Source organism: Pseudomonas ogarae (assembly GCF_014268695.2).
Lineage (GTDB): Bacteria > Pseudomonadota > Gammaproteobacteria > Pseudomonadales > Pseudomonadaceae > Aquipseudomonas > Aquipseudomonas kilonensis.
The window spans coordinates 4,090,220-4,102,285 of record NZ_CP077086.1 but is presented as its reverse complement, the minus strand read 5'-3'; the positions used below and the strand labels follow the sequence as shown (position 1 = coordinate 4,102,285).

Annotated in this window: 10 protein-coding genes; 5 read left to right on the top strand and 5 right to left on the bottom strand. The window is 60.5% G+C overall.

Annotation, left to right across the window (positions count from 1 at the left end):
* The first annotated feature begins 225 nt into the window (after window positions 1-225).
* Complete coding sequence (locus tag HU749_RS17780) at window positions 226-1,506, top strand: serine/threonine transporter (protein ID WP_079302314.1); 1,281 nt, start codon at window positions 226-228, stop codon at window positions 1,504-1,506.
* Window positions 1,507-2,384: 878 nt separating this feature from the next.
* Here the strand turns inward: HU749_RS17780 and acnB are convergent.
* Window positions 2,385-4,994, bottom strand: coding sequence for a bifunctional aconitate hydratase 2/2-methylisocitrate dehydratase (acnB, locus tag HU749_RS17775; RefSeq protein ID WP_079305615.1), 2,610 nt, complete (start codon window positions 4,992-4,994; stop codon window positions 2,385-2,387).
* A 408-nt stretch (window positions 4,995-5,402) separates the two neighbouring features.
* Between acnB and HU749_RS17770 the strand changes: the two genes are divergently transcribed.
* Window positions 5,403-5,873 carry a DUF1289 domain-containing protein gene (locus tag HU749_RS17770; protein WP_003202781.1) on the top strand — a complete coding sequence of 157 codons (471 nt, stop codon included), beginning with the start codon at window positions 5,403-5,405 and terminating at the stop codon, window positions 5,871-5,873.
* A 163-nt stretch (window positions 5,874-6,036) separates the two neighbouring features.
* Here the strand turns inward: HU749_RS17770 and HU749_RS17765 are convergent, their stop codons facing one another.
* On the bottom strand, window positions 6,037-6,900 hold the full coding sequence (locus HU749_RS17765) for a universal stress protein (protein ID WP_079305617.1): 864 nt from the start codon (window positions 6,898-6,900) through the stop codon (window positions 6,037-6,039).
* A gap of 178 nt (window positions 6,901-7,078) precedes the next feature.
* Between HU749_RS17765 and HU749_RS17760 the strand changes: the two genes are divergently transcribed.
* From HU749_RS17760 to HU749_RS17750, 3 genes are all read left to right on the top strand, one after another.
* Window positions 7,079-7,687, top strand: a complete 609-nt coding sequence (locus HU749_RS17760) for a MiaE family protein (protein ID WP_186650808.1) — start codon at window positions 7,079-7,081, stop codon at window positions 7,685-7,687.
* Between the two features lie 140 nt (window positions 7,688-7,827).
* Window positions 7,828-8,535, top strand: a complete 708-nt coding sequence (locus HU749_RS17755) for a winged helix-turn-helix domain-containing protein (protein ID WP_046063972.1) — start codon at window positions 7,828-7,830, stop codon at window positions 8,533-8,535.
* The gene (locus HU749_RS17750; RefSeq protein WP_186650810.1) at window positions 8,536-9,822 is read left to right on the top strand and encodes an ATP-binding protein; all 1,287 of its coding nucleotides are present in this window, start codon (window positions 8,536-8,538) and stop codon (window positions 9,820-9,822) included.
* Between the two features lie 30 nt (window positions 9,823-9,852).
* On the opposite strand, the gene HU749_RS17745 is transcribed toward HU749_RS17750, so the two are convergent.
* The 3 genes from HU749_RS17745 to HU749_RS17735 all read right to left on the bottom strand — a co-directional run bounded on the left by HU749_RS17745 (window position 9,853) and on the right by HU749_RS17735 (window position 12,047).
* Window positions 9,853-10,641: a MipA/OmpV family protein gene (locus HU749_RS17745; RefSeq protein ID WP_186650812.1), complete on the bottom strand. Its 789-nt coding sequence runs from the start codon at window positions 10,639-10,641 to the stop codon at window positions 9,853-9,855.
* Window positions 10,642-10,742: 101 nt separating this feature from the next.
* Window positions 10,743-11,231: a GFA family protein gene (locus tag HU749_RS17740; RefSeq protein ID WP_186650814.1), complete on the bottom strand. Its 489-nt coding sequence runs from the start codon at window positions 11,229-11,231 to the stop codon at window positions 10,743-10,745.
* 198 nt (window positions 11,232-11,429) lie between these two features.
* Window positions 11,430-12,047, bottom strand: a complete 618-nt coding sequence (locus tag HU749_RS17735; protein ID WP_186650816.1) for a DNA-3-methyladenine glycosylase family protein — start codon at window positions 12,045-12,047, stop codon at window positions 11,430-11,432.
* Window positions 12,048-12,066: the final 19 nt, after the last annotated feature.

Genomic DNA, 12,066 nt, shown 5'->3' with positions numbered 1-12,066 from the left:
GCAAGCTTACCCACCGCTATCGCGAGCAAGCTCGTTCCCACAAGGAATGCAGGGATAATTCTATGGCAGCGATCTGATATGCATAACCGCTCCTCAGCTAAGTCTTTGCTTCTGCTCACTAATCCCGGACAATCGCGCCCCTGTTTCGGCCAGGGCGCTGCCTGTCGGGTTTTTCCGACTCGTCCCGGCCGGGTGCATGTGACCGGAATACGGAGATCCGCCCGGATGAATGATCAGGCCAATAGCGTCGAAGAACGCTTTGAAACGACAGTCCCAGCCGCCCTCAGCCAGTGGAGTCGCCAGGACACCACGTGGATGCTGGGCCTGTTTGGCACCGCCATCGGTGCAGGTACTCTGTTTTTACCCATCAATGCGGGCCTGGGCGGCTTCTGGCCGTTGCTGATCCTGGCGGTGCTGGCGTTCCCCATGACGTTCTATGCCCACCGGGGCCTGACCCGTTTTGTGTTGTCCGGTCGCGACGGCGCGGACATCACCGAAGTGGTGGAAGAACATTTCGGCCTCAAGGCTGGTGCGCTGATCACGCTGTTGTACTTCTTTGCCATTTTCCCGATCCTGCTGATCTACAGTGTGGCGTTGACCAACACGGTGGGCAGTTTCCTGGAGCATCAGTTGCATATCCAGCCGCCTCCTAGGGCGGTGCTGTCCCTGGTGCTGATCCTCGGCCTGCTGGCGGTGGTCCGCTGCGGCGAGCAGGCGATCGTCAAGGCCATGAGTCTGATGGTCTACCCGTTCATCGTTGCGTTGCTGTTCCTGGCGGTGTTCCTGATTCCCCACTGGAACGGCGGCATCCTGACCACGGCGTCGACGCCGCCTGAACCTTCGGCGCTGCTGCATACCTTGTGGCTGGCGATCCCGGTGATGGTGTTCTCGTTCAACCACTCGCCGATCATCTCGGCCTTTGCGGTGGACCAGAAACGGCGCTACGGCGGCAACGCCGAGGAACGCAGTTCGCAGATCCTGTCGCGCGCCCATGTGCTGATGGTGGTGATGGTGCTGTTCTTCGTGTTCAGCTGCGTGCTGACCCTGACCCCGGCGCAACTGGCCGAAGCCAAGGCGCAGAACCTGTCGATCCTGTCGTACCTGGCTAACCATTTCAGCAACCCGACTATCGCCTTTGCCGCGCCGTTGATTGCCTTTGTCGCCATATCCAAGTCGTTCCTGGGGCACTACATCGGCGCCAGCGAAGGCCTCAAGGGCTTGATCGTCAAGAGCGGTCGCCGCCCGGCGCCCAAGACCCTGGACCGGCTCACTGCGGCGTTCATGCTGGTGGTGTGCTGGATCGTCGCTACCCTCAACCCGAGCATCCTGGGCATGATCGAAACCCTGGGCGGGCCGGTCATCGCGGCCATCCTGTTCCTGATGCCGATGTATGCCATTCGCAAAGTTCCGGCCATGGCCCGATATCGTGGCCAGGCTTCGAATGTCTTCGTTACGTTGGTGGGTTTGGTGGCGATTACGGCGTTGGTTTACTCCCTCTTGGCTTAGGCCTTTTGTGGGGGGGGGGGCGTGATTTTTGAGGTTGGTGTGTATATCCGTTTCTGCGGTAACGGCCACTGGCGGTTCCGCTCTTACAGCGGGTCACTTTTGGAAGAGCCGGGAGCCGGACCAGCCAAAAGTAACCAAAAGCGCTTTGCCCCACCACTCGGTGCCTCGCCTAGGCGAGGCATGCCTGAACGAAGGTATTGCTCCGTGGGCCGCCGCGAAGGGCCATCCATGGCCCAGCGCGGCTAACCCGGCATCCATGCCGGGTTGCCCACTGCGCAATACCTTCGTTCAGCCAGCGTGGTTAACGGGGCGCCGAGATCAACGTCCACCGCGAGGCGGCCTAACGGCCGACCTGGTTCTCCCGGTCGTACTCAGATCCCATTGTGGGAGCGAGCTTGCTCGCGATAGCGGAGGCTCAGCCACATAGATGCTGGCATGTATCCCGCTCTTGCTCTTGCTCTTGCTCTTGCTCTTGCTCTTGCTCTTGCTCTTGCTTTGGATCTTGATCTGGACGCCCCGTTAAACCACGCTGGCCGAACGCAGGCATTGCGCAGTGGGCATCCCGGCATGGATGCCGGGATAGCCGCGCTGGGCCATGGATGGCCCTTCGCGGCGGGCCCACGGAGCAATGCCGGAGTGAGGGCATGCCGAGCCTAGGCGAGGCACCGAGTGGTGGGGCAAGAGCGTTTTGCTTACTTTTGACTGGGCCGGCTCCCGGGCTTTTCAAAAGTGAGCCGCCGTCAGGGCGGAACCCTAAGCAGCCGTTACCGCAGCAACGGATATGTCCCCAAAAAAGGCACTTCCCCTCAAATAGACAGGCATAAAAAAACGCCGCCCCTCGCAAGAAGGGCGGCGTTTTCAGTCGGGCGTTTTAAGCTTTAGGCTTGAACGACCGGGATGTTGGCGTTTGCAGCCGCCTCACGGAACTCGGCGATCTGGTCGAAGCTCAGGTAGCGGTACACGTCCGCTGCCATGCTGTCGATCTTGCCAGCGTATTCCATGTACTCCTCGACGGTCGGCAGGCGACCCAGGATCGAAGCAACGGACGCCAGTTCGGCCGAAGCCAGGTAGACGTTCGCGCCGTCACCCAGACGGTTCGGGAAGTTACGGGTCGAAGTCGACACCACGGTGGAGTTCGGCTCGACGCGTGCCTGGTTACCCATGCACAGCGAGCAGCCTGGCATTTCCATCCGTGCACCGGCCTTGCCGTAGATGCCGTAGTAGCCTTCTTCGGTGAGCTGGTGAGCGTCCATCTTGGTCGGCGGCGACAGCCACAGACGGGTTGGCAGCTGGCCCTTGACCTGCTCCAGCAGCTTACCGGCAGCGCGGAAGTGACCAATGTTGGTCATGCACGAACCGATGAACACTTCGTCGATCTTCTCGCCAGCAACGCTGGACAGCAGACGGGCGTCGTCCGGATCGTTTGGCGCGCAGAGCACAGGCTCGCTGATGTCGGCCAGGTCGATTTCGATGACTTCGGCGTATTCGGCGTCGGCATCGGCTTCCATCAGTTGCGGGTTGGCGATCCAGGCTTCCATCGCTTGGGCGCGACGTTCCAGGGTACGTGCATCACCGTAGCCTTCGCCGATCATCCAGCGCAGCAGGGTGACGTTGGATTGCAGGTACTCGGTGATCGACTCTTTCGACAGCTTGATGGTGCAACCGGCAGCCGAGCGTTCGGCCGAGGCGTCGGACAGTTCGAAAGCCTGTTCGAGGGTCAAGCCTTCCAGGCCTTCGATTTCCAGGATGCGGCCGGAGAAGGCGTTTTTCTTGCCTTTCTTCTCGACGGTCAGCAGACCATTCTGGATGGCGAAGTACGGAATGGCATGAACCAGGTCACGCAGGGTGATGCCAGGTTTCATTTTGCCCTTGAAGCGCACCAGGATCGATTCCGGCATGTCCAGCGGCATGACGCCGGTGGCAGCGGCGAACGCGACCAGGCCCGAACCGGCCGGGAACGAGATGCCCATCGGGAAACGGGTGTGCGAGTCACCACCGGTACCCACGGTGTCTGGCAGCAGCATGCGGTTCAGCCACGAGTGGATGATGCCGTCGCCCGGACGCAGGGAAACGCCGCCGCGGGTCATGATGAAGTCAGGCAGGGTGTGGTGGGTGGTCACGTCGATCGGCTTTGGATAGGCCGCGGTGTGGCAGAAGGACTGCATCACCAGGTCAGCCGAGAAGCCCAGGCACGCCAGGTCTTTCAGTTCGTCACGGGTCATTGGACCGGTGGTGTCCTGGGAGCCCACGGTGGTCATTTTCGGTTCGCAGTAGGTACCAGGACGCACGCCTTGGCCTTCTGCCAGACCGCAAGCCTTGCCGACCATCTTCTGCGCCAGGGTGAAACCCTTGGTGCTTTCAGCGGGTGCTTCAGGCTTCTTGAACAGGTCGAACGCTGGCAGGCCCAGCTCGGCGCGAGCCTTCTCGGTCAGGCCACGGCCAATGATCAGCGGAATACGGCCGCCGGCACGGACTTCGTCCAACAGGACCGGGGTCTTCATTTCGAAGGTGGTCAGGACTTCATCGGTACCGTGCTTGCAGACTTTGCCGGCATGCGGGTACAGGTCGATCACGTCGCCCATGTTCATGTTCGAAACGTCGAACTCGATAGGCAGTGCGCCGGCATCTTCCATGGTGTTGTAGAAGATCGGAGCGATTTTGCTGCCGAAGCAGAAACCACCGGCGCGCTTGTTTGGAACGAAAGGAACGTCGTCGCCGAAGAACCACAGCACCGAGTTGGTTGCCGATTTACGCGAGGAACCGGTACCGACCACGTCACCGACGTAGGCGATCGGGAAACCCTGGCCGCGCATTTCCTCGATCTGCTTCATCGGGCCGGTCTTGCCTTGCTCGTCCGGAACGATGCCGTCACGGGCCATTTTCAGCATGGCCAGGGCGTGCAGCGGGATGTCCGGGCGGGACCAGGCGTCCGGGGCAGGGGACAGGTCGTCGGTGTTGGTTTCGCCGGTGACCTTGAACACCCGCAGGCTGATCTTGTCGGCCAGCACCGGGCGGTTCTTGAACCACTCGCCGTCGGCCCAGGATTGCAGCACGGCCTGGGCGTGAGCGTTGCCGTTCTTGGCTTTTTCAGCCACGTCGTGGAAGGCATCGAACATCAGCAGGGTGTGCTTGAGTTCCTTGGCAGCTACCGGCGCCAGTTCGGCGTCGTCCAGCAGTTCCACCAGGGTCACGATGTTGTAGCCGCCCTGCATGGTGCCGAGCAGTTCAACGGCGCGCTTTTTGTCCAGCAGAGGAGATTGGGCCTGGCCCTTGGCCAGGGCGGACAGGAAACCGGCCTTGACGTAGGCGGCTTCGTCGACTCCAGGCGGAACGCGATTGGTGATCAGGTCAACGAGGAAAGCTTCTTCGCCAGCCGGAGGATTTTTCAGCAGCTCGATCAGGCCTGCGGTTTGTTCGGCGTTAAGCGGCTGGGGAACGATACCCAGGGCTGCGCGCTCTTCGATATGTTTGCGGTAGGCTTCAAGCACAGTTATTACCCTCATCAGTGGTCCCAAATGGGTGTCCGGGACGCTCATCCAGGAACCCACGGTACTCATGCGCGTCGGCGGCTTTTTGAGCCACCACGCCAGAGTTTCCGCACGTTCCTCACAGAAGCTGCTTTCAAAGTTTTACGCCTGCAGAACGGGGAGCTGATGAGGGTTGGCGTTGGGCTTTCCCCGCTGGAAAGACCCTTCGCCAACACCGCTCTGAAGGAACGACTGTGCTCGTGACGCTTTGAAAACAGCTTCTAACGGACATTGGCGCCTTAAAAGGCTGGCTGATTCTACGGGAAAAAAAAATTAAAGGTAAGTTGGGCCTGGAAGTTTGAGGGGTGATCAATCTTAGACAAAGGGCTAACATGCCGGCCTGTCCTGCTTTTGCGTGTGCGTTTCCTTATGCCCAACCAGCTCATCAAGACCCCCTGCGTCGGCCTTTGCTCCACTGTCTACGGTGACCTGGTGTGCCGTGGCTGCAAGCGGTTCCACCATGAAGTGATTCACTGGAACGGCTACAACGAGGACGAAAAACGCGCGGTGTGGATGCGGCTCGAGCAGTTGTTGGTGCAGGTGATGGTGGCCAAGTTGGAGGTTTTCGACCCGGTATTGCTTCGCCAGCAACTGGAGTCGCGCAAGATCCGCTTTGTGCCGCACCAGTCGGAATATTGCTGGGCCTATCAGTTGATCGCCCGGGGCGCGCGGGTGATCAACAACCTGGAGGCCTACGGCATGGTGCTGATGCCGGAGTTTCGCGACTGGGATCTGCCGGATCTGCGCGATGCCATTGATCGGGAGTTTTTCCTTCTGTCCGAAGCCCATTACCAGCGCTATATCGCGCCGGGGTTCCTGAAAGACGCGATTGGCGGCTGACAGGCCGAGAGCTTTTGTGGCGAGGGAGCTTGCTCCCGCTCGGCTGCGCAGCAGACGCCTGGATTTTTCAGAACCAGAAACTTTTAAGATCAAGAGCGAGGGTCGCTTCGCAACCCAGCGGGAGCAAGCTCCCTCGCCACAAGAGCCTATAGCCAGGGTCTGTTTATTCCTTGACCGCCAACTCCACCAGATGGTCCTCGACCTCCTGCGGCTTGAGCACCAGCACGTCGCTTTCCAGCGTGTCGAGCACGGCTTCGGCGGTGTTGCCGATCAGCACCCCGGACAACCCCGAGCGGGCCACGGTGCCGATCACTGTCACTGCCGCCTGCAGTCTGCGCGCCATGTACGGAATCAAGACGTCCGCTGGGCCTTCTTCGATGTGCAGGTGCTGGTCATCGATGTCGAATTCGGCCTGGAACGCCCGGCATTGTTCGCGATAACGGGCCTCGATGGTCTCCTTGAGCTGGAACGTCGGGTCGGCGGACGAGAGCATCGGCGAGGGATGGGCACTGATCACATGCAGGTGCGCCTTGGCGAGGAGGGCGATGTCATAGCCATGATCGATGATGGTGGTGTGCAGGTGGCGATGCTCGCCGTCGGCATTGCCTACGTCGACGGCCGCCAGGATCACCTTGTCTTTCCAGGAGCCGGCGGTTTTCACCAGCAGCACCGGGGTTGGGCAATGGCGTAGCAGCTTCCAGTCCGCCGGGGTCAGCAGGGCTTTTTTCAGCGGGCTGTCGGGGAAGTGCTGTTTGATCACCAGCCCGCAACCTTCAGCCTGCTGCACGTCGATGATGGTTTCGTGGAGGCTTTCGTTCCAGGCCTGCTCGGTGGTGACGCTGTAGCCGTCAGCCAGTAGTGCGGCCTTGAGCACGCCGAGCAGGCCGGCATGGTCATGCTTTTTGTCGCACACCAGCAGGTGCAGGTGGGCCTGGGTCACCCCGGCGATCAGTTTGGCGCGCTTGAGCGCCAGGCTTTCCGAATGTTCGGGCTCAATAACCACCAGGATGCTGCGAATGGCTTGCATGATCGGCGTTCTCCTGCAATGAAAAGGCTGGCGTTGCTCAACTATAGTTGTTGTGAGGCAGTCTAGTTGTTGTGGATGAGTCTTCGACTTGATGCATATCAACGGCGGTGGCTGGTGGTCTGGGGGCAGGCCGGTATAATCGGCGCCCTTCGCTCGACTACCTTTTCCCGTGAGCCCCATGAATCTTCCCGAAATTCACGAATTCCTTGGTTGCCGCACCCCCGATGCCTGGGTCCAGGCCGCGCTGGCTGACCAGGAAACGATGCTGATCGACCACAAGAACTGCGAATTCAAGGCGGCCAGCACCGCCCTGAGCCTGATCGCCAAGTACCATTCCCACGTCGACCTGATCAATCTGATGTCGCGCCTGGCTCGGGAAGAGCTGGTGCATCACGAGCAGGTCATGCGCTTGATGAAAAAGCGCAAGATCGGCTTGCGCCAGCTCTCCGCCGGGCGTTATGCCTCGGGGCTGCGCAAGGTGGTACGCAGTCACGAACCGGTCAAGCTGGTGGATACCCTGGTGGTGGGTGCCTTCATCGAGGCCCGCAGTTGCGAGCGTTTCGAGGCCCTGGTGCCACATCTGGATGAAGAACTGGGCAAGTTCTATTTCGGCTTGCTGAAAAGCGAAGCCCGGCATTTCCAGGGTTACCTGAAACTGGCTTACCAGTACGGCGACGCCAAGGACATTGCCCAGGTGATCGACAAGGTCCGTGACGCCGAGCGGGAGCTGATCGAGTCACCGGACGTGGAGTTTCGTTTCCACAGTGGTGTGCCGATGGCGGCCTGAATTGTTAAAAACTCTTAAAAACATGAAACTTCGTTGAAAACCGGCCCATGAGGCCGGTTTTTGCTGTCTGCATTACCCGTCCCGTGGTCGGTTGGCGCCATAATGCGGCCACTTCAATTATGGGTTGGCAGGCGGTTGTTATGGATAACCTGGGTTCGGGCAAAGTGTTGCTGGTGGAGGATGACGAAAGGCTCGCCGGGCTGATCGCGCACTTCCTCTCTCAACATGGCTTCGAGGTGCGTATCGAGCACCGAGGCGACCTGGCGCTGGCGGCGTTTCTGGCATTCGAGCCCAAAGTGGTGGTGCTCGACTTGATGCTGCCGGGGCAGAGTGGGTTGCAGGTGTGCCGTGGGATCCGCAACGTCGCCGATACTCCGATCGTGATCCTGACGGCCAAGGAAGATGACGTCGACCATATCCTCGGCCTGGAATCCGGTGCCGACGACTATGTGATCAAGCCCATCAAGCCTGCGGTACTCCTGGCCCGCCTGCGGGCGCTGCAACGTCGGCAATTGCCAGATACCACCGTGCGCGGTGCCCTTGAGTTCGGACGATTATCCATCGACCGCAGCAGTCGGGAGGTGCGCCTGGCCGGTGACTTGGTCGAGCTGACCACCATGGAGTTCGAGCTGTTGTGGCTGCTGGCAAGCGCGGCAGGCAAGATCCTGTCGCGCGATGACATTCTCAACCGCATGCGTGGCATTGCCTTCGATGGTCTCAACCGTGGCGTCGATGTCTATGTCAGCAAGCTGCGGGCCAAGCTCAACGACAATCCCCGGGAGCCGATGCGGATCAAAACTGTCTGGGGCAAGGGTTACCTGTTCAATCCGTTTGGGTGGGAGCTGTAGATGCTGCGGTTATTCCTGGGGTTGTTCCTGGTCATGACGATTGGCTTGGTGCTGGCGTTGCAAACGGTTGATCGCACCTTCGATGCGCTTCTTGACGGTGAGATGCAGCATTACAACCAAGAGGCGGTTCGTGGTCAGGCCTGGTCATTGGTCGAGCAACTGCGCGGCCTGGACGGTTCGGCCCGGGAGCGACAATTGGAAACCGTGCGGCCTCACTACGGCTTGGGCCTGGCCTTGGTCGAGCGCGATCAGGTGGCCCTGACCCCTCAGGAGCAAGCCGAGTTGGCCCAAGGGCGTGTGGTAATGCGTGAGCAGTACACACAGTTCATCTCGCGCATTGACGATGGTTCGCAGTTGCTGAGCATCAAGCTGCCGGCAGAGCCGAGCCTGATGACGTTCTATATCGCCGTGGCCTACCTGATGATCGCGATCATGATCGGTTTCGTGCTGTTTTTCTGGGTGCGACCTCACTGGCGCGACCTGGAGAAACTGCGCCTGGCGGCCGAGCGCTTTGGCGGCAACGATCTGTCGGTGCGTATTCAGCTGTCCAAGCGTTCGAACATTCGCGACCTGGCCGAGCATTTCAACTTGATGGCGGCGCGCATCGAGGGCCTGATCGCCAATCAACGCGAGCTCACCAATGCGGTGTCCCATGAGCTGCGCACGCCCATTGCACGCTTGTCGTTTGAACTGGATCAACTCAAGCAGCAGCCCGATCCGAGTCAGAACCGCGAGTTGATTGACGACATGTACTCCAATCTCGGCGAGCTGGAAGAAATGGTCTCCGAGCTGCTGACTTATGCCAGCCTTGAGCAGGGCGCCACGGTGATTGTCCGTGAGGACATCCAGGCGCGCGATTGGCTCGACAGCGTGGTGGGCAGTGTGGCGTTGGAGGCGGAGGCCGCCGGGGTACAGCTATTGATTTGCGAGTGTCCGGTCGAGGTGGTTCGTATCGAGCCACGCTTCATGGCTCGTGCGGTGATCAATTTGCTGCGCAATGCCATTCGCTACGCTGATGAGCGAGTGCAGGTGTCATTGACGCGTGCGGGTGATCATTATGAAGTGCGGGTCAACGACGACGGGCCGGGTGTGCCGCTGGACGGTCGGGAGAAGATCTTCGAGCCGTTCGCGCGCCTGGACGCCAGCCGCGACCGTCGCACCGGGGGTTTTGGCCTGGGCCTGGCGCTGGTGCGACGGGTGTCGCAATCTCATCGCGGCCACGTGGAAGTGACGGACTCGCCCTGGGGCGGAGCATCGTTTCGCCTGACCTGGGCGCACCTTGATTAGATCGGGCGCATTCGTGAGGGAGCTTTTTCTTCAGAAGGCATAAACCACCTGTCCGACCAGCGACGCTTGCATCCGCCGATCCACAATCGGACTGCGGGCTGCGTCGCCGGCCAGGTACTGCACGGCCAGCACCGTCGATACGCTCCACTGTTCGTCGAGCGGTAATGACCAGGTCAAATCCGCTCCGCGACTCACCAGCCCGCCATGGGTGTCGTGGGCCCGGAACTGACTGCGCGAAGCCTGGGCGGCGCTGACGCCATACCAGGTACGGACATAGGCGCCGTCGCCAAACTGACTGTTGAGGCTGCCCATGAGCTTGCCATGGCTTCCCTCGTAAAGCGGCATGCTGATGCTCAGTTTCAGCCGGTTCCAGGCGGAGCCGGTATCACGGTTGTCGTCATCTTCTTCCAGCGCATGTTCGAAGCTGGCCTCAAGGACGATAGGCCCCATTTGATAGGTCCCATCCAGCCCCAGCACCGGCCTGGACTTGATCGAGCCCATGCCGTTGAGTTCATCCGAGCCTTTGAACCCGCGCTTGCGATCCTTGCGCACATCGCTGGCACCAATGTACACGCGCAAACCGAAGTCCTCTTCGTCAAACGCCCAGCCCACGCCCTTGTCGGTATCGAGAAAAACGCCATAGGGGCTGACGATCTTCGCGCCCAACAGTGGCGCCACGACGCGTTCGTCACTGCCACTGTAGCGGGGCATGCTGGCGGCGCCGGCCCGCAAGCTGTAACGCCAGTCTTCGGCTTGCGATGAGTCGCAGAGCAGAAGCAGGCCACATGAAGTCAACGACAGACACAGCGAACGGAACATGGGAGCACCCGGATGGAAGTTGGATGCGCCCATGCTAGGCAGTTGCCGGCGGGCAATCTTTGACAGTTTTGTCGGGAAATTGTCAAAGAGTGTGAAGCGACCTAACGACTCAAACCCAGGCGTTCATGCCACTGGGCAATGGATTCCTTGGGATAAATCTCGAACTGCTGGTCGCCCGAATGCGCCCCGACTTCCACCCACGGCGCCTTGGAACCGAGCATCAGGTGGGTGTGCTCCGGCGGCACCGGCAGCGGTGTGTCGATGGCCGAGGCAAACGGGTGAACCAGTTCCGGCCATTCGGGGCTGAACAGCCATAGCCCTGAACCGCACAGGGCACAGAAGTGCCGTTCGGCACTGCTGCGGCGGGCGCGTTTATCGTCTTCGTCCTTGAGCCGCGCATGGTAGATCGAGATGTGCTTGCGACCGCGCACTTTCAGGCTTCGGGCATCGCCCCCCAGGTTGATCGCAAAGCCGCCACCGCCCTGGGTCTTGCGACAGATCGAGCAGTAGCAGCGCTGGTAAGGATAGGGGTGGGCACTGTCGAGGGTGAACGACACCGCGCCGCAGTGGCAGGATCCTTCTAATTGCATGGGGAACCTCCAGTGGGATTGGAAATGACTCAGTACAGCCTAGACAGTTTGTGTCTTGACAGTTGAATTGAAGGTGACCATGCGACCGCCTTCGCGAGCAAGCTCGCTCCCACAGGAGATTTTCTGTGTAGATACAATTTGTGGACACTGAAGATCAACTGTGGGAGCGAGCTTGCTCGCGATGAACGATGACACGGTCTAGCGGCCGGGCACCCGCCACAAATACCACGCCGCCACCGTCCGGTAAGGGCTCCAGGCCAGGCCGATTTCCACCATCTGCCTGCGGCCAGGCTGTTGCTCCAACCCCTTGAGCCGTCGATAGCCTTCACGTACGCCGAAGTCATCGGCTGGCAGGATGTCTGGTCGCTCCAGGCTGTAGATCAGCAGCATCTCCACGGTCCAGCGTCCGACGCCACGCAAGCTGATCAGGCGCTCGATCAACGCTTCGTCCTCCATCGCCCGCGCTGTGGTGTAATCCGGCACGATGGCGTCCAGCGTCGCCTGGGCGATGCCCTGGATCGTCGCGATCTTGCTGGCGGAAAATCCGCAGCTGCGCAGTTGCGCAACGTCCGTTGCCAGTATCTGCTCAGGCCTGGGAAACGAGCCCGGCGTGAACAACGCCAGCAGCCGACCCAGAATCGCATCGCCTGCCTTGGCGTGCAGTTGCTGGTAGGCAATCGCCCGCACCAAGGCTTCATAGGGATCGCGGGCCGGCTTGGGCTGCAGCAGGCAAGGGCCGATCGTCTCGACGTGACGTCGCCAGTCTTCATCGAGGCTTGCCAGCAAGGCGCTGGCGTCGTGGTAGGGCACAGGCATCAGGTGTTCGTTCTCCGGT

What these genes read in the sequence shown, in the direction of transcription:
- HU749_RS17780 (WP_079302314.1), top strand. Translation starts at nt 226, where the DNA reads ATGAATGATCAGGCCAATAGCGTCGAAGAACGCTTTGAAACGACAGTC.
- HU749_RS17770 (WP_003202781.1), top strand. Translation starts at nt 5,403, where the DNA reads ATGCCCAACCAGCTCATCAAGACCCCCTGCGTCGGCCTTTGCTCCACT.
- HU749_RS17765 (WP_079305617.1), bottom strand. Translation starts at nt 6,900, where the DNA reads ATGCAAGCCATTCGCAGCATCCTGGTGGTTATTGAGCCCGAACATTCG.
- HU749_RS17760 (WP_186650808.1), top strand. Translation starts at nt 7,079, where the DNA reads ATGAATCTTCCCGAAATTCACGAATTCCTTGGTTGCCGCACCCCCGAT.
- HU749_RS17755 (WP_046063972.1), top strand. Translation starts at nt 7,828, where the DNA reads ATGGATAACCTGGGTTCGGGCAAAGTGTTGCTGGTGGAGGATGACGAA.
- HU749_RS17750 (WP_186650810.1), top strand. Translation starts at nt 8,536, where the DNA reads ATGCTGCGGTTATTCCTGGGGTTGTTCCTGGTCATGACGATTGGCTTG.
- HU749_RS17745 (WP_186650812.1), bottom strand. Translation starts at nt 10,641, where the DNA reads ATGTTCCGTTCGCTGTGTCTGTCGTTGACTTCATGTGGCCTGCTTCTG.
- HU749_RS17740 (WP_186650814.1), bottom strand. Translation starts at nt 11,231, where the DNA reads ATGCAATTAGAAGGATCCTGCCACTGCGGCGCGGTGTCGTTCACCCTC.
- HU749_RS17735 (WP_186650816.1), bottom strand. Translation starts at nt 12,047, where the DNA reads ATGCCTGTGCCCTACCACGACGCCAGCGCCTTGCTGGCAAGCCTCGAT.